Below are 16678 nucleotides of genomic sequence, written 5' to 3' on the forward strand. Positions count from 1 at the left end.
TCGGCGCTCAGGTGTTGCTGAGCGCCTTGCGGATATAGCCGTTGTTTTTCGCCAGCAGCGACTGCGCCTCTGCGGCGCTTAAGTCCGCCAGCACCATCACGATCGCCGTTTTACAGTGGCGGCCGCAGGCCTCCAGCGCCTTCTGGGCGGTGGCGCGATCGCAGTCGGTGGCCTCCATCACGATAGAGACCTGGCGCTCAATCAGCTTGGCGTTGGTCGCTTCCACATCCACCATCAGGTTGCTGTACACCTTGCCGACGCGGATCATCGCCCCGGTGGAGATCATGTTCAGCACCAGCTTCTGCGCGGTACCGGCTTTCAGGCGGGTAGAGCCGGTGACCACTTCCGGGCCGACCACCGGGGTGATCGCCACGTCCGCCAGCTGGGCCATTTCGCCATGCGGGTTACAGCTGACGATGGCGACAAAGGCATTCTGACGATGGGCGTATTCCATGGCGCCAATGACGTACGGCGTGCGTCCGCTGGCCGCCAGCCCCACCAGCACATCGCGCTGGCTGAAGTTCAGGTTCTGCAGATCCATCGCCCCCTGCGCTTTGTTGTCTTCCACGTTTTCCACGGCGCTGAGAATCGCTTTATGGCCGCCGGCGATGATCCCCACCACCTGCTCCGGACGGGTACCGAAGGTTGGCGGGCATTCGCTGGCATCGAGGATCCCCAGTCGTCCTGAGGTGCCCGCGCCAATATAAATCAAGCGGCCACCGGCCTGCAGCGCCGTCGCGACCTTATCCACCACCTCGGCAATCTGCGGCAGATAGGGCGTAATCGCCTGGGCTACCTGCTGGTCTTCCTGGTTTATCACCGTCAGCATGTCGAGGGTGGAGAGGGTGTCAATGTTGGCGCTGTTGGCGTTGCGTCGCTCGGTCAGCAGTTTGCTCAGGTCGATACTCATAGAAACCTCGTTATTCTCAGTGGCGCGCAGTATAAGGAATTATTTATTCCTTGCCTGTGAAGAGTATCACGATTAGTACGCGGAGAATAATAGGAGAATGGTAGGTATGGCGGGAAATAGTGCGGTAATAAATCTGGAATATTTTATTACCGCAGCAGGAGATTAGCGCGCGCTGCGCGGTTTGCTGAGGCCCAGCAGCAGCGCCAGCAGGTAGCAGATGGCCATCGCGAGGCTCATTTTCAGCATCGTTTCACCGCCGAGGCCTGCCAGCGGCGCGGCGATGCCGCCGAAGACAAACATCAGGGTGCCCATCAGCGCGGACGCGGTCCCGGACTGCGCGGCATCGACGGCGCTCATCGCCTCCGCGCCAGCGACGGTGCTGATGCCGCTCATCAGCGACACGGTAAAGAACAGACCGACCAGCGCCAGCACCGGCAGCTGCAGCCAGGCAAACAGCAGCATGACCGCCGCACAGCTCACCGCCAGCGTCAGGCCGCCGCGCAGCAGGGCATCGGCGCTAAAGCGACGCGCCAGACGGGAAAAGGTCATCGCGGCGATGATCAGCCCGATACCGTTCAGACCGAACAGCAGACTGAACTGCATGGCGCTCATGCCGTATTCGCTCTGCATCACGAAGGAAGAAGATCCGATGTAGGAGAACAGCCCGGCCATCATAAACGCCTGAATCAGGCAGAAGCGCAAAAAGCGGCGATTTTTCAGCACCGGCTGGCCGGGTTGCTGGCGGGCAGTATGCGTTGCTGCGGCCGGGCGCGTTTCCCGCAGGATCGCCAGGCTCATCACCAGCAGCACGCCGCCGATGGCGGCCATTGTCCAGAAGAGAATTCGCCAGTCGAAGGCGGTGATAACGTAGCCGCCCAGCACCGGGGACAGCACCGGCGCAATGCCGTTCACGGTCATCAGCAGGGCGAAAAACTGGGTCAGCAGGGTGCCCTGGTATTTATCGCGGGCAATGGACCGCGACAGCACCGACCCGCCAGCGCCAGCAAAGCCTTGTAAAAAACGCCAGACAATCAGCATGTTGATATCGCGGGTCAGGGCGCACATCGCCGAAGAAAAGATAAACAGCAGCAGCGACAGCACCAGCGGTTTCAGGCGGCCAATGCGGTCGCTCAGCGGGCCGAAAAACAGCTGACCCAGGCCGAGGCCAATCAGCGCGGCGGTCAGCGACAGCTGAGTCTGGGTGCTGGTGGCCTGCAGCTGCTGAGTAATTTCCGGCAGCGCCGGCAGATAAAAATCCGTGCACAGCGGGCCGATACCCGACAGCAGACCGAGGATCAGCGCCCAGGAGAGGGAAACACGTGCCATAACAATTCCTTGTAGAGGCCGGGCGCGGCCGCCCGGCGGGTAAGTTTAACTGGCGCCGCCGCCCAGCGATTGCCAGAGGGTGATCCGGTTATTGAGGTCGGTTTGCTGCAGGGACAGCAGCGTCGTTTTCGCCGACCACAGCGTGCGCTGGGCGGTGAGCACCGACAGATAATCACCGACCCCGGCCTGATAGCTTTTCATGGCGATATCCAGCGATGCCTGTTCGGCGGCGACGTACTGCCGCTGGGCATCAAGCTCTTCGCTCAGCGTTTCCCGGCGCGCCAGCGCATCGGCAACATCCTTAAACGCGCTCTGAATCGATTTCTCGTAGGTGGCGATCAGCCCCTTTTTCTCCGCTTCCGCATAGCGCAGCTGCGCCAGGTTGCTGCCGCCGGTGAACAGCGGCAGGCTGATGGACGGGGCGAACGACCACACCTGCATCCCGTGGCTGAACAGCGACGACAGCGAGTCGCTGCCGACCCCGGCGCTGGCGGTCAGGGAAATCGACGGGAAGAAGTTCGCCCGCGCCGCGCCGATATCGGCATTGGCGCTCTTCAGATTGTGCTCCGCTTCCTGAATGTCCGGCCGACGCAGCAGCACCGACGATGACACGCCCGCCGGCACCAGCGCAATACTGTTATCCCCCAGGCTCTCGAGGGTGCCGGGCAGCAGGCTCTCCGGCACGGTGTCCCCCGCCAGCAGGTTAATGGCGTTTTTATCCTGCGCCACCAGCGTGCGGTAGCTGGCGACGCTGGCGCGGGCCTGCTGATAGACGCTTTCCGCCGAGCTTACATCGCCGGCGGAAGCGGTACCCACCGCCATCTGGCGGGCGACGATGTTGCGCGAGTTTGCTGCGCTGTCCATGGTCTGCTGCGCCAGCGCCAGATTGCTGTTATCCGTCGCCAGCGTTACCCAGGCGGTGGTCAAATCGGCAATCATCGTCAGCCGGGTATTCTGCGCGGTGAATTCGTTGGCAAGCCATGTTTCGCGCGCCGCGCGCGACAGGCTCTGGTTCTTGCCGAACAAGTCCAGTTCGAAGCTGGAGACCGCGCCGTCGGCCTGCGAAGCGGAGCTCAGGCCGCTGGCTACCGTTTTGCTGCGGGTATGGCTCAGCTCTGCATCGACGGTGGGAAACAGCGACGCCCGCGTCTCGCCGTACTGGGCGCGCGCGGCCTCGATATCGGCCAGCGCTTTTTGCACATCGCGGTTGCTGTTCAGCGCGAGACTGACCACTTTTTTCAGCCGCGCGTCATTGACCACTTTCTGCCAGTCGCCGACCACCGCCGTCGATTCGCCGTGCGCCCCGGGCAGGGTGGCCGGCACCGGCGCGGCCGGGCGATCATAATGCGGGTCAAGCGAGACGCAGCCCGCGGTCAGGAGCGCGATAAACATAAAACTCAAACGAAACATACCTTACTCCTGAGAAGGACGTTGGCGGGTGAAGAGACGTTTCACCAGCACGAAGAACAGCGGTACGAAAAATACCGCCAGCAGGGTGGCTGTCAGGGTGCCGCCGATGATGCCGGTGCCGATCGCCACGCGGCTGTTGGCTCCGGCGCCGGTGGCGATGGCCAGCGGCAGCACCCCGGCGATAAACGCCAGCGAGGTCATGACAATCGGGCGCAGACGAGTCTGCGCGGCGCGGATCGCCGCCCGGGAGAGCGAATACCCCTCATCCACGGCGGATTCAGCGAACTCCACGATCAGGATGGCGTTTTTCGACGACAGGCCGATGGTGGTCAGCAGCGCCACCTGGAAGTAGACGTCGTTGCTTAAACCGCGCAGCGTCGCCGCCAGCGCCGCGCCGAGCAGGCCGAGCGGGATAACCATGATCACCGAGAACGGCACCGACCAGCTCTCATACAGCGCCGCCAGGCACAGGAACACCACCAGAATCGAGATGGCGTAGAGGCTCATCGCCTGGCCGCTGGCGAGCTTTTCCTGCAGCGAAATGCCGCTCCACGCCCAGGTGGAGCCCGCCGGCAGGCTGTCGGCCAGCTTTTCCATCTTGTCCATCGCCGCGCCGGAGCTGAAGCCGGCGGCGTTTTCGCCCTGGATCTCAAAGGCGGCGGAGCCGTTGTAGCGCACCAGGCTTTCCGGGCCGTATTGCCAGTGGGTGGTGGCGAAGGCGGAGAACGGCGTCATGCTGTTATCGCTGCCGCGAACGAACCATTTGCCGAGGTCCGACGGCACCGCGCGCGCGTCGCTCTCGCCCTGGATATAGACCTTCTTCACCCGGCCGCGATCGATAAAGTCATTCACGTAGGTACCGCCCCAGGCGCTGGAGAGCGTATCGGTCACATCGCTCAGCGACAGCCCCAGCGAGACGGCTTTGTTGTTATCGATATCCACCTGCAGCTGCGGCATCTGCGGCAGATCGTTAGCACGCACCGACTGCAGCTCGCTGCTCTGGTTGGCCACCGCCAGCAGCTGGCTGCGCAGCTTCATCAGGCTGTCGCGGTCAGTACCGCCGCTGGCCATCAGTTCGAAGGTGAAGCCGTTGCTCTGCCCGAGACCGTCCACCGACGGCGGGGTCATGGCGAAGAGGGTGGCGTCGCGGATCGTCCCCAGCTCTTTGGTGGCCCGCAGGGCGATGGCCTGGGCGGTATTGTCGTCCCCTTTGCGCTGCGACCAGTTTTTCAGCGACACGAAGGCCATCCCGGCGTTCTGGCCGCTGCCGCTAAAGCTGAAGCCGTCGACGGTGAAAATGACGTCGGTATTGGCTTTCTCTTTGGTGAGGAACCAGTCGGTCACCTGGCGGCGCACCTCGGCGGTACGCACCGCCGTCGCCCCGGCGGGCAGGGTGTACTGGACCATGATTTCCCCCTGGTCCTCCACCGGCAGGAAGCTGCCCGGCAGCTTCCACATCGCCAGCGCCATCGCCCCGCAAATCAGCGCGTAAGCGCCCATCATCACCACGCCCCGGCGCAGGCCGCCGAGCACCCGGCGCTGGTAACTCGCCTCCGTGCGTCCCCACAGGCGGTTAAAGGCGCCGAAGAACCCTTTGGTGTGCGGTTTGGAGTGGCTGAGCAGCGCACCGCACAGCGCCGGGGTGAGGGTTAGCGCCACCACCACCGACAGCATCATTGCCGAGATAATGGTTACCGAGAACTGGCGATAGATCACCCCGGTCGAACCGCCGAAGAAGGCCATCGGCAGGAACACCGCCGACAGCACCAGGGCGATCGCCACCAGCGCGCCGGAGATTTCGCCCATCGATTTTTCAGTGGCTTCGCGGGCGGGCAGCCCTTCGTCGCGCATAATGCGCTCGACGTTTTCCACCACCACGATGGCGTCATCCACCAGCAGGCCAATCGCCAGTACCATGGCGAACAGCGTCAGGGTGTTAATCGAGTAGCCGAACAGCGCCAGCACGCCGAAGGTGCCAAGTAACACCACCGGCACTGCCACCGCCGGAATAAGCGTCGCGCGGAAGTTCTGCAGGAACAGATACATCACGCAGACCACGAGGATAATCGCTTCGAACAGGGTCTGAATCACGTCCTCGACCGAGATTTTGATGAACTCGGTGCTGTCCTTCGGATAGGCGATATCGTAGCCCTGTGGCATCTGACGCTGGAATTCGGCGATTTTGCTTTTCACCAGGGTCGCGGTGTCCAGCGCGTTGGCGCCGGGGGCCATCATCACCGCGATCCCGGCGGCCGGATGGCCGTTCAGATTGGCGGTGGCGGTGTAATCTTCGCTGCCCATCTCCACCCGCGCGACATCGCTCAGGCGCACTACCGAGCCGTCGGCCTGGCTTTTCACGATGATCGCTTTGAACTGATCGGGCGTTTGCAGACGGGATTGCGCCCGCACGGTGGCGGTTAATTGCTGGGCATTGGACGACGGTAGCGCGCCGATTTTACCGGCGGAAACCTGCACATTCTGCGCCTCAATCGCCGACTGGACGTCGGAAGGCATCAGCGAGTAGGAGGCGAGTTTGGTCGGGTCCATCCAGACGCGCATCGCGTATTCGGCGCCGAACATCTGCAGGCTGCCGACGCCCTCCACGCGCGCCAGCGGGTCCTGCATATTGCTGACCAGCCAGTCGGAGATGTCGGAGCTGGTAGCGCGGTTGGTTTTGTCATACACCGCGAGGATCAGCAGGAAGCTGCTCTGCGATTTTTCCACCGTCACGCCGGACTGCTGGACTTCGCTCGGCAGTCGCGATTCCGCCTGCTGGACTTTGTTTTGCACCTGCACCTGGGCGGTGTCCGGGTCGGTCCCCTGCTCAAAGGTGACGGTGATGCTGACCGAGCCATCGGAGCTGCTGGTGGAGCTGAAGTAGAGCAGGTGGTCGAGCCCGGTGAGCTGCTGCTCGATCACCTGGGTGACGCTGTTTTCCAGGGTTTCGGCGGACGCCCCGGTATAGGTGGCGGAGATTTTCACCGCCGGCGGAGCGACGTCCGGATACTGGCCTACCGGCAGGGTGCGGATCGCCAGTACCCCGGCGAGCATAATCAGAATGGCGATCACCCAGGCAAAGACCGGGCGACGCACGAAGAAACGGGAGAACATCAGGCGTTGCCTCCGTTATTGTTGACGGCAACGGCCTTCACTGTCTGTCCGGGGGCCACTTTACCGGTGCCTTCGACAATCAGTTTATCGCCCGCTTTCAGGCCGCTCAGCACCAGCCATTTATCGCCGTAGGTGTCGCCGGTTTCCACGGTACGCTGTTCAACTTTGTTGGCGGCATCGACCACCAGCGCCGTGGCGTCGCCTTTGGCATCGCGGGTGATCCCCTGCTGCGGGGCGAGGATCGCGTCGTTCATAATGCCTTCATCGATGCGCGCGCGGACAAACATCCCCGGCAGCAGGACGTGCTGCGGGTTGGGGAAGATAGCGCGCAGGGTCACCGAGCCGGTGGATTCATCGACGGCGACTTCGGTGAGCGCCAGACGCCCTTTTTCCTGATAGGTGCTGCCATCTTCCAGGGTTAAGGTCACGCTGAGGGTATCGCTGTTGCTGGCCAGGCTTTGTTTGCGTAAACGCAGGAGATCGACGCTGGATCGCGTCAGATCGACATACATGGTGTCTAGCCCGCGGATCGTCGCCAGCGCGGTATCCTGATCGGCGGAGACCAGCGCCCCCGGCGTAACCGACGAGATGCCGATGCGCCCGGCAATCGGCGCGGTGACGGTGGTCCAGTTCAGGTTGATGCGCGCGCTCTCCAGCGCCGCTTTTTTCGATTCCACGCTGGCCTTGTCCTGGGCGCAGGTGGAGGCGGCGTCGTCGGCATCCTGGCGGGAAACGCCGTTATCCCTGACCAGCGACGCGTAGCGCTGGGCCTTCTGGCAATCGGAGACCACCAGCGCCTGGGCCTGTTTCAGCGCGGCCGCCGCTTCGTTCCAGGTCGCGCGATAGCTGGAGGGATCGATCTGGTAAAGGGCCTGCCCGGCCTTCACCATATCGCCTTCGGTAAACAGGCGTTTCTGAATGATGCCGCCCACCTGCGGGCGAACTTCGGCGCTGAGCGAGGCGGTGGTGCGGCCGGTGAGCTGGCTAACTACCGGCACCGGCTGGCTTTGCAGGGTGACCACGCCCACTTCCGGCGTGGGTTGCTGCGGAGCAGATGTCTGCGCATTATCGCATCCGCTAAGGAGAAATAATGCTGTCGCGATGGGAGCTATGATGTATTTCATTATATTTTCTCAAGATATAAGACGTCCGCCCCGTTTATTTAAAAACGAGGGAATAGGTTGGGCGCTGAGGCATTTTCGGATTACCGAAAATGACAAAAAAGGAACACAGATGTTCCTGAACGTGATTGTTATTGTGTCTCCGTTGAAGCCAACCTCTTCGGTCTTCAGGAGGTGAAAAGCGCATCTCCTCTGGTTTTGTGGTGAGAATGATCATTCTCATTTTTCTCCATTATACGATCCGCCGCGATAATGGAAAGGTTTTTTTGCTTACTTTTAGAACACAAAAAATTAAGGCAAATAATCATGGAGAAAATAAGAATATTTTGTGAAAGTGGAGAGGGAAAATAACGATTCGGCATCGCAATACTGGAGATAGTTAATGACACTAATCATTACAAAAAGCATTAATCCCGACGATCAACAAGAATTGCTTGCCGGTCTGCGGCACTATAATCAGCAGTATCTCGATGCGGCACAGTTTGGCGATCTGGGGGTTTACTCCCGCGATGCGCAGGGGGTGATGCAGGGCGGGCTGATTGCCAAACGCAAGGGCAACTGGCTGTGCATTGAGTATCTGTGGGTCAGCGAGACGACGCGCGGGCGCGGGCTGGGGAGCGAGCTGATGCAGGAGGCGGAACAGCAGGCGCAGGCGCTAGGCTGCAGCCATCTGCTGGTGGATACCTTTAGCTTCCAGGCGCTGCCGTTTTATCAGAAATTAGGCTATCAGCTGCAGATGTCGCTGCCCGACTTCCCGCACGCAGGGATGCAGCGCCACTATTTGTCGAAGGCGCTATAACGGTCCTGGTATCCCCGGGCGGTCAGGTACCGTACCTGTGGTTGTGCCGGATGGCGGCTGGCGCCTTATCCGGCCTACGCAGTCCTCCCGTCGTTTCGCCCCACCCAGGACCGGCAAGCGCAGCGCCGCCGGGCAGGATATCAGGCACGGCACCAGTATTCTTGCCGGGTGGCGCCTGTCGCCTTACCCGTCCTGGGGTTCGTGCGGCCTGTTATTGATATACCCACTTGCGCGACTGAAACTGCCGGTGCTGGCGGCCTCAAAATCGCTGAGACGTTCCCGGAAGGCCGGGGCAGCCCGCATGGATGCGGGCTGAGGGCCGTGTTTTGCATGGATAATGAGATGGACGCTCCAGATTTTACGGTATCAAAGTACCAGACTGGATCGTTGCAATACGTCCTAAAAAATGAGGAGCGTCCACATGAAAGTATCAACTCTTGGTATCGACCTGGCAAAGAACGTTTTTCAGCTTCATGGTGTCGATCACGAAGGCCATACTATTTTGCGTAAGAAGCTGACTCGGGCTAAGTTCGTTCAGTTTGTTATTCAACTGGACCCTTGCCTGATTGGCATGGAAGCCTGTTCATCCAGCCATCATTTTGCACGGTTATTCAGTCGCCACGGCCATGAGGTAAAACTCATTCCTCCGCAATATGTGAAGCCCTATGTCAAAACGAACAAGACGGATGCAGCAGACGCTGAAGCAATTTGCGAAGCGGTAACCCGCCCGAATATGCGTTTTGTACAGATAAAAACCGAAGAGCAGCAGGCCGTTCTAGCGTTACACACTGAACGGGGAATACTTATCCGTGAGCGGATCGCCTGTTCCAATAGTTTAAGAGCCACACTTGCTGAGTTTGGAATTACGATTGCGGCCGGACAAAGCCATTTAACCTGTGAGCTGCCAGCCATTCTGGAGGACGGCGAAAATGGTTTATCTCCCTTCGTCAGAACCAGCATCTACAGACAGTCTAAACATATCCGGGAACTTGAGGAGCAAGTTAAACAGGTAGAAGAAGCTCTGGACTCTTGGTACAGAACGCAGGAAGCCTGCCAGAGAATGGCCAAAATCCCGGGGGTTGGCATGCTAACGGCCACTTATGTGGTAGCAGCTGTGGGTAATGCCCGACAATTCAGTACCGCAAAGCAGTTCGCTTCATGGCTGGGGCTGACACCAAAGGAACATTCCAGCGGAGGGAAACAGCAACTGGGAGGGATCAGCAAACGTGGCGATGGATATTTCCGATACCTGCTGGTTCACGGCGCACGTGCACTTACCGCCTGGGTCAACCGGAATGGCGCGGTTGAGGAGAATTCCTGGCTTCAGGGACTACTTGAGCGGAAGCACTACAATGTAGCTGTTGTCGCCATGGCGGCAAAAACAGCAAGGATCATGTGGTCAATGTTGACACACAATACTGAATATCAACCTCGCCAGCCTGCCTGACACAAGGTCAGTCAATCTGACGAGGTGCTGAAAAAGAGTTAACGTCCTGGTAGGTGCAGGTGACTTCAGAAGATGGCAAAACAGGTAAGACCGCAGGCAGGATACACCGAGAGGTAGCAAGGGCAAGTCAGCTCGCAGAGGATGATTGGTACCTGCCTGGCGGATTTCATCATGGTTCGGGATAAAGAAATCCCATCAGAAACCGGATATATGGCTGCACCTACCCGTTTTATTACTGAACTGAAGAAAGCATTGCATTCCGGGAGCGTCCATATACGCTGCCTCGGCCCGACCCGAAGCCTGCAGGGATAAGTCGAAGGGACCGCGTAGCGGCGATGTTGCTGGCCGGAGCCCGGGGGTACAGGGGGCGGCGGCGACTGGCCGCCCCCTGTGCGCTCCCTGCGCCATAAGAGACATAGCGCAGAAGAAATATCGGGAGCGCAATCTGCCCGGACATAACACGGGAGTGGTAGCCCTGCTAAGCGTAGCGCGAGCAGGGAAAATCCCGCATGGCGGCGCGTGGCGCCTTATCCGGGCTACAAAAGCGTCAAAACCACGCCTTAACCCCCGACGCCGTGGCCCATTAACGCCAGCGCGTGGCTGACGATAGTCTGCCGGTTGACCGCCTGTAAACGCGGATCGCTGTGGATACGCGAAAACGGCACCAGCACCAGGCTAATCACCGTGGTAAATAACAGCTCCGGCGACAGCGCCGGATTGATCTTGCCTTCCAGCTGCCAGCGACGCACTGTCTCCAGCATCACCTGAAAGCGCTCTTCGCCGAAGCGGACGTCCATATGCTGACGCAGGATCGGCATCTCGCCGATGATCTCCTGCATCCACAGCGGCGCGAACCAGGCGTTTTTCTCCGCCATATGCGCCAGCGTCTCGACCATCATCGTTAGCGCCAGCACCGGGTCCTGCGGATGATCGACAAATATGCGGCTGATGTGATTGCGCAGCGGCATAAAGCGCTCCTCAATCAGCTGGGTCACCAGCGCATCCCGCGAGCTGAAGTAGTAATGCAGCATCGCCGGCGTCACCCCGGCCTCTTTGGCGATGGCGTTCAACGATACGCGGCCCGCCCCGTCGCGGGCAAACAGCGTCAGGGCAATATCCATCAGCTGTTCGCGGTTGGCGGTACCCGGTTTTTTACCGCGTGGCCGCCCCGGGCGGCGGGGGGCATCCTGATCCTTTTGTGCTGTCATGATATGGCGATCTCTTGACCCGACTCATTCTTTCACTAAATATTAATTATGCATTTAATTAATTTCAAGCGAGCGTTGTGATGACTACTGAAGTCGCAAACCCACCGGTGCAGTCAATACGTCTGCTGTTTAGCGCATTGCTGCTGGTGATGCTGCTTTCGGCGCTGGATCAGACAATCGTCTCCACCGCGCTGCCGACGATTGTCGGCGAACTGGGCGGGCTGGACAAGCTTTCCTGGGTGGTCACTGCCTATATCCTCAGCTCCACCATTGCGGTGCCGCTGTACGGGAAATTTGGCGATCTGTTCGGTCGCAAAATTGTGCTGCAGGTGGCGATTGGACTGTTTCTCGTCGGCTCCGCGCTCTGCGGTCTGGCGCAGAATATGACCCAGCTGGTATTGATGCGTGGCCTGCAGGGGCTCGGCGGCGGCGGCCTGATGGTGATCAGCATGGCGGTGGTCGCCGACGTCATCCCGCCCGCCAACCGCGGGCGCTACCAGGGGCTGTTCGGCGGTGTCTTCGGCCTCGCGACGGTGATTGGCCCGCTGATCGGCGGCTTCCTCGTGCAGCATGCCTCCTGGCGCTGGATCTTCTATATCAACCTGCCGCTGGGCCTGTTCGCGCTGTTGGTGATCGGCGCGGTATTCCACAGCAGCAATAAACGCAGCCAGCATCAGATTGACTGGCTGGGAGCCATCTACCTCAGCATGGCGCTGCTGTGCATTATTCTGTTTACCTCGGAGGGGGGTACCGTTCGTCCATGGAGCGATCCGCAGCTATGGTGCATTCTGGCCTTCGGCCTGATCGGTATCGCCGGCTTCATTTATGAAGAACGGCTGGCGTTTGAACCGATTATCCCGTTGGATCTGTTCCGTAACCGCAGCTTTCTGCTGTGTAGCCTGATTGGCTTCGTCATCGGTATGTCGCTGTTCGGGTCGGTCACCTTTCTGCCGCTCTACCTGCAGGTGGTGAAGGAGGCGACGCCAACCGAGGCCGGGCTGCAGCTGATCCCCCTGATGGGCGGCCTGCTGCTGACCTCGATTATCAGCGGGCGGATTATCAGCCGCACTGGTAAATATCGCCTGTTTCCGATCCTCGGTACCCTGCTCGGCGTGGTGGGTATGGTGTTGCTGACCCGCATCACCATTCACTCGTCGCTGTGGCAGCTGTATCTGTTTACCGGCGTGCTGGGGGCAGGTCTGGGACTGGTGATGCAGGTACTGGTGCTGGCGGTGCAGAATGCGATGCCGGCGAAGCTGTACGGCGTGGCCACCTCCGGCGTGACCCTGTTCCGCTCGATTGGCGGCTCCATCGGCGTGGCGCTGTTTGGCGCGGTGTTCACGCATGTGCTGCAGAGCAACCTGCAAAAACTGCTGCCGGAAGGGGCGGTGCTGCCGCAGGGAATGAATCCGGTGGCGGTTCAGCACCTGCCCGCGGATATCCGCCTCGACTACCTCGACGCCTTCGGCGCGGCGATCCACGCGGCGTTCCTGATGGCGGCCGGCATTATGGCGGTGGCGTTTGTTCTCTCCTGGCTGTTAAAGGAGGCGCCGCTGAAGACCGCGGCGCATTAAGCGGCGCCAGCGATGCGCAGCAGCGCCTGACGCAGCGCCGGCGCGGCAAAATCGATAAATTTCCTCAGCTTAAGCGGCGTCAGCTCCCGTGCGGTATACAGCAAATGGACCGGCGCGGGTTCCGGCTCGACGCGCTCAAGCAGCAGGCGTAGCTCCCCGTGGCGCAGGCCATCCAGCGCCTGATAATGCAGTAAGCGGGCCACGCCCACCCCCAGCCGCGCGGCATCGGCGGCGCTCTCCGGCGTGGTGACGGATAATACCGGCGGCAGGTTAATCAGCTGGTCCTCCCGCTCGGCGGTGCGAAAGCGCCAGCCGCGATAGGGCATCGGCGATTCAATACGGATGATCGGCAGCGCCGCCAGATCGCGCGGCCGCTGCGGCTCGCCGTATTTCGCCAGCAGCGCCGGATGGGCGCAGGCCACAATCCGCATGGTGCCGAGGCGGGTGGCCACCATGCTGCTGTCCGCCAGTTCGCCAATCCGCACCGCCAGATCGACATGGTCGCCCACCAGGTCGGCATTGCGATCGCTGAGCAGCAAACGGACGCGAATTTGTGGATAACGGGCGATAAATTCACCGATCACCGGGAGAACGTGCTGGCGGCCAAACATCGTCGGCGCGGAGATCACCAGCTCGCCTTTTGGTTCCTGATATTCGCCCGTCGCCTGGCGTTCGGCGTTTTCCACCTCCTCGAGGATCCGCCGGGCGGCGGCGACATAATCGACTCCGGCGTCGGTGAGCGTCAGTTTGCGGGTGGTTCGCGCCAGCAGGCGCACGCCCAGTGCGCTCTCCAGCTCGCCAATATGGCGGCTGACGGTGGTCAACGGCATGTTCAGCGCCCGCGCCGCCGCCGACATACTCCCCAGCTCGGTCACTTTCACCAGCAGCGCCATCGCGTTTAATCGATCCATTATTATCCCGTTTTTCGGAAAGATGATTGCCACTTTACCCGTATTATCATTCCTAACAGTACAGTCCATGATGGCGCCAGACAACAGGAGGCGCTATGGCAGCAACCTTTCTCGATATCGCCGTCACCCCGGACGTGATGGATGTGCAGCATGAAATGGGCAGCGACTCGCTGTGGCAAACGCCGCACAGTCGCCGCCAGGCCGACCGCTTCGGCGACAGCGAAGCGGGGATGATCGCCACCCGCGACAGCTTTTATCTGGCGACGGTGTCGCAGAGCGGCTGGCCCTATATTCAGCATCGCGGCGGCCCGGAGGGGTTTCTGCATCTGCTGGATGACACCACCCTGGCGATGGCGGATTTCGGCGGCAACCGGCAGTACATCACCACCGGCAATCTGCGCGGCAGCGACCGGGCCTGCCTGTTTTTGATGGATTATCCGCGCCGTGCCAGGCTGAAAATCTACGCCACCGTCGAGGTGCTGGCGGCAGAGGACCACCCGCAACTGCTGGCGCAGGTGGCGCCGGCAAACTATCGCGCCCGCATTGAACGTCTGTTTCTTTTTCATTTGCAGGCGTTTGACTGGAACTGCCCGCAGCACATTACGCCGCGCTACAGCGCGCAGCAGGTGGCGGAATATAGCCAGAACCTGCAGCAGCGTATTCATGACCTGGAGCAGGAGAATCAGCGCCTGCAGCAGCAATTAGCCCGCAGAGGAGAGTAAGTATGGCCGAACAACGTCCCCCGTTACCGCCGTTTACCCGCGAGAGCGCTATCCAGAAGGTCCGCGCCGCGGAAGATGGCTGGAACAGCCGCGATGCCGAAAAAGTCGCCCTGGCCTACACCGTGGATAGCGAATGGCGCAACCGCAGCGAATTTGTCCACGGCAGGGGGCAAATTGTGGAGTTCCTGCAGCGAAAATGGCGCAAAGAGCAGCAATATCGGCTGATTAAGGAGCTATGGGCATGGCAGGAGAATCGCATCGCCGTGCGCTTCGCCTATGAGTGGTGCGACGACAGCGGCAACTGGTTTCGCTCGTACGGCAATGAAAACTGGGAGTTTGATCAGCATGGGCTGATGCAGACGCGCTACGCCTGCATCAACGATCTGCCGATTGCCGAGAGCGAGCGCCTGTTCCACTGGCCCCAGGGCCGTCGTCCGGACGATCATCCGGGGCTCAGCGATCTGGGGCTGTAAAACCGGCGTCGCCTCGCGGGTTAATCGGCTTTCGAGAAGTCAACCACCGTGTCGTTAACCCGGTTCACCATGTTGGTGAACAGGATCGCGCTGATGGCGCTGATAATCTCAATCACCTGCTGGTCGCTGAAACCGGCGTTGCGCAGCGCGGCGACGTCGGTTGCCGGCAGCGTGCCGGTGGTGGTGACCAGCGTCTGCGCGAATTTCACCAGCGCATCGAGCTGCGCGTCTTCCGCATACTCCCCGCGGCGCAGGGCATGGATCTGCTCGCTGCTGAAGCCCGCTTTTTTCGCCATCAGGGTATGCGCGGCCAGACAGTAGTCACAGCCGGTGGCTTCGCTGACCGACAGGTTAATCGCTTCCAGCTGTTGGGCGCTGAGGCTGCCTTTGTGCAGCATGGCATTGTGCGCCAGCGCCTGCTGCAGCGCCGCCGGCGAGTGACCGCCGATGGTCAGGTAGGCGTTCGGCACTTTGCCCATCGCTTTTTTGATCCCGGCGAAAATATCGGCGGCTTTACCGGTGGCGTCTTGTTCACGGATATCAGCTAAACGGCTCATGGTTAACTCCTGTTGTTATCGAGGGTGTGTGTTGGCAATGGAGTCATCTTAGGCGCTTGCCGCATGCTAGACTGGCGGTCTTCGTCTCACCTTTTTGTCTTATCGTCTCAGGAGAAGCATGGACAGTCTCAGTCATCTGCTGACGCTGCTGGCGCCGCGCTGCGAAGTGAACCTGCACTGCCGTTTCGGCGGCCGCTGGCAGGCCGGGCACGATCAAATGCGCAACGGCGTGGTGCCCTGGCACGTGGTGCTGCGCGGCGAGGGGCGGCTCAACGTCGGCAGCCAGACCCATCACCTGCGCGCGGGGGATGTCGTCCTCCTGCCCCACGGTTCGCCGCATGTGATGGAGAGCCTGGTGGAGTGGGGCCAGGTGCTGCCGGTGGCGCACCGGTTTAACGGTACGGTAACGGAAATGCGCGCCGGCCCGGCGGAGGGGGCGCTGGAGATGCTGTGCGGCGAATTTTATTTTGGCCCGCACGTCAGCTGGCTGTTCACTGAAGAATCGACGTTGATCCACCTGCATACCGATACGCGTGAAGACTGTCCGGAGCTGGAGGCGCTGCTTAACGTCCTGGTGCGCGAGAGCCTGGCGCAGCGTCCCGGCGGAAGCGCTATTGTGCGCAGCCTCGGCGATACGCTGCTGGTGCTCCTGCTGCGCATGCTGCTTGGCGAGCAACAGCCGCCCGGCGGTCTGCTGCGCCTGATGAGCGATGAACGTCTGATGCCGGCGGTGCTGGCGGTGATGGCGACCCCGGAGCAGCCGTGGACGCTGGAAACCATGGCCGCCCGTGCCTTTCTGTCGCGGGCCACCTTTGCCCGCCATTTTGCCCGCGTCTATCACCTGACGCCGCAGGCGTGGCTGTCGCAGCTGCGAATGGCGCTGGCCGCCCGGCTGCTGCGCCTGGAGCGGCAGACCAACCTCGATGTTATTGCCGAACGCTGCGGCTTTCAGTCGCTGGCGTCATTCTCGAAGCGCTTCAAAATGCGCTATGGCGTGACGCCGGGCGAGTGGCGCCGGGGCTAGCGCGTCGCGTTCCGCGAAGATGATTTTATTTCCAGTTGCGTGGTTTGCTGTTTATTACCTGACCCGAAAGTCGCTATAGTTTTGC

General features: G+C 60.8%; 16 protein-coding genes. 7 read left to right on the forward strand and 9 right to left on the reverse strand.

Annotated features, from left to right (window positions below; translation table 11 throughout):
- Window positions 1-7 precede the first annotated feature (7 nt).
- The 5 genes from murQ to eefA all read right to left on the reverse strand — a co-directional run bounded on the left by murQ (window position 8) and on the right by eefA (window position 7881).
- Window positions 8-910 carry an N-acetylmuramic acid 6-phosphate etherase gene (murQ, locus tag B8P98_RS00320; RefSeq protein WP_025713765.1) on the reverse strand — a complete coding sequence of 301 codons (903 nt, stop codon included), beginning with the start codon at window positions 908-910 and terminating at the stop codon, window positions 8-10.
- A 162-nt stretch (window positions 911-1072) separates the two neighbouring features.
- On the reverse strand, window positions 1073-2236 hold the full coding sequence (locus B8P98_RS00325; RefSeq protein ID WP_095032627.1) for a multidrug effflux MFS transporter: 1164 nt from the start codon (window positions 2234-2236) through the stop codon (window positions 1073-1075).
- A gap of 45 nt (window positions 2237-2281) precedes the next feature.
- Entirely contained in the window at window positions 2282-3646 is a 1365-nt protein-coding gene (gene eefC, locus B8P98_RS00330) for a multidrug efflux RND transporter outer membrane subunit EefC (protein WP_095032628.1), read from the reverse strand.
- A gap of 3 nt (window positions 3647-3649) precedes the next feature.
- A complete protein-coding gene (gene eefB / locus B8P98_RS00335; RefSeq protein WP_095032629.1) occupies window positions 3650-6757 on the reverse strand; it encodes a multidrug efflux RND transporter permease subunit EefB in 3108 nt (1035 codons plus the stop codon).
- Entirely contained in the window at window positions 6757-7881 is a 1125-nt protein-coding gene (gene eefA, locus B8P98_RS00340) for a multidrug efflux RND transporter periplasmic adaptor subunit EefA (RefSeq protein WP_016529678.1), read from the reverse strand. The genes eefB and eefA overlap by 1 nt, the downstream gene beginning before the upstream one ends.
- A 206-nt stretch (window positions 7882-8087) precedes the next feature.
- Between eefA and B8P98_RS30605 the strand changes: the two genes are divergently transcribed.
- Window positions 8088-8210, forward strand: coding sequence for a hypothetical protein (locus B8P98_RS30605; protein ID WP_046620780.1), 123 nt, complete (start codon window positions 8088-8090; stop codon window positions 8208-8210).
- On the opposite strand, the gene B8P98_RS30610 is transcribed toward B8P98_RS30605, so the two are convergent.
- Window positions 8170-8286, reverse strand: coding sequence for a hypothetical protein (locus tag B8P98_RS30610; protein ID WP_162676795.1), 117 nt, complete (start codon window positions 8284-8286; stop codon window positions 8170-8172). The two genes, B8P98_RS30605 and B8P98_RS30610, sit on opposite strands and share 41 nt — an antisense overlap.
- Between B8P98_RS30610 and B8P98_RS00350 the strand changes: the two genes are divergently transcribed.
- Together B8P98_RS00350 and B8P98_RS00360 are read left to right on the forward strand one after the other, a co-directional pair.
- Window positions 8261-8677, forward strand: a complete 417-nt coding sequence (locus B8P98_RS00350; protein ID WP_046620763.1) for a GNAT family N-acetyltransferase — start codon at window positions 8261-8263, stop codon at window positions 8675-8677. The two genes, B8P98_RS30610 and B8P98_RS00350, sit on opposite strands and share 26 nt — an antisense overlap.
- 421 nt (window positions 8678-9098) lie before the next feature.
- A complete protein-coding gene (locus tag B8P98_RS00360) occupies window positions 9099-10124 on the forward strand; it encodes an IS110 family RNA-guided transposase (protein ID WP_025711640.1) in 1026 nt (341 codons plus the stop codon).
- A gap of 560 nt (window positions 10125-10684) precedes the next feature.
- Here the strand turns inward: B8P98_RS00360 and B8P98_RS00370 are convergent.
- Window positions 10685-11332, reverse strand: coding sequence for a TetR/AcrR family transcriptional regulator (locus B8P98_RS00370; protein ID WP_095032631.1), 648 nt, complete (start codon window positions 11330-11332; stop codon window positions 10685-10687).
- Window positions 11333-11412: 80 nt separating this feature from the next.
- Here B8P98_RS00370 and B8P98_RS00375 point away from each other — a divergent pair, with 80 nt between their 5' ends.
- Complete coding sequence (locus tag B8P98_RS00375; RefSeq protein ID WP_095032632.1) at window positions 11413-12906, forward strand: MDR family MFS transporter; 1494 nt, start codon at window positions 11413-11415, stop codon at window positions 12904-12906.
- Here B8P98_RS00375 and B8P98_RS00380 read toward each other — a convergent pair.
- Window positions 12903-13817, reverse strand: a complete 915-nt coding sequence (locus tag B8P98_RS00380) for a LysR family transcriptional regulator (RefSeq protein WP_095032633.1) — start codon at window positions 13815-13817, stop codon at window positions 12903-12905. The genes B8P98_RS00375 and B8P98_RS00380 overlap by 4 nt on opposite strands.
- A gap of 95 nt (window positions 13818-13912) precedes the next feature.
- Here B8P98_RS00380 and B8P98_RS00385 point away from each other — a divergent pair, with 95 nt between their 5' ends.
- Both B8P98_RS00385 and B8P98_RS00390 read left to right on the forward strand, forming a co-directional pair.
- On the forward strand, window positions 13913-14539 hold the full coding sequence (locus tag B8P98_RS00385; protein ID WP_095032634.1) for a pyridoxamine 5'-phosphate oxidase family protein: 627 nt from the start codon (window positions 13913-13915) through the stop codon (window positions 14537-14539).
- Window positions 14540-14541: 2 nt separating this feature from the next.
- Window positions 14542-15012, forward strand: coding sequence for a nuclear transport factor 2 family protein (locus tag B8P98_RS00390; protein WP_095032635.1), 471 nt, complete (start codon window positions 14542-14544; stop codon window positions 15010-15012).
- A 20-nt stretch (window positions 15013-15032) separates the two neighbouring features.
- Here B8P98_RS00390 and B8P98_RS00395 read toward each other — a convergent pair whose 3' ends face one another.
- The gene (locus tag B8P98_RS00395; protein ID WP_095032636.1) at window positions 15033-15569 is read right to left on the reverse strand and encodes a carboxymuconolactone decarboxylase family protein; all 537 of its coding nucleotides are present in this window, start codon (window positions 15567-15569) and stop codon (window positions 15033-15035) included.
- Between the two features lie 118 nt (window positions 15570-15687).
- Here B8P98_RS00395 and B8P98_RS00400 point away from each other — a divergent pair, with 118 nt between their 5' ends.
- Entirely contained in the window at window positions 15688-16593 is a 906-nt protein-coding gene (locus B8P98_RS00400; RefSeq protein WP_095032637.1) for an AraC family transcriptional regulator, read from the forward strand.
- The last annotated feature ends 85 nt before the right edge of the window (window positions 16594-16678 follow it).

The sequence above is a fragment of the Klebsiella quasivariicola genome (assembly GCF_002269255.1).
GTDB lineage: Bacteria > Pseudomonadota > Gammaproteobacteria > Enterobacterales > Enterobacteriaceae > Klebsiella > Klebsiella quasivariicola.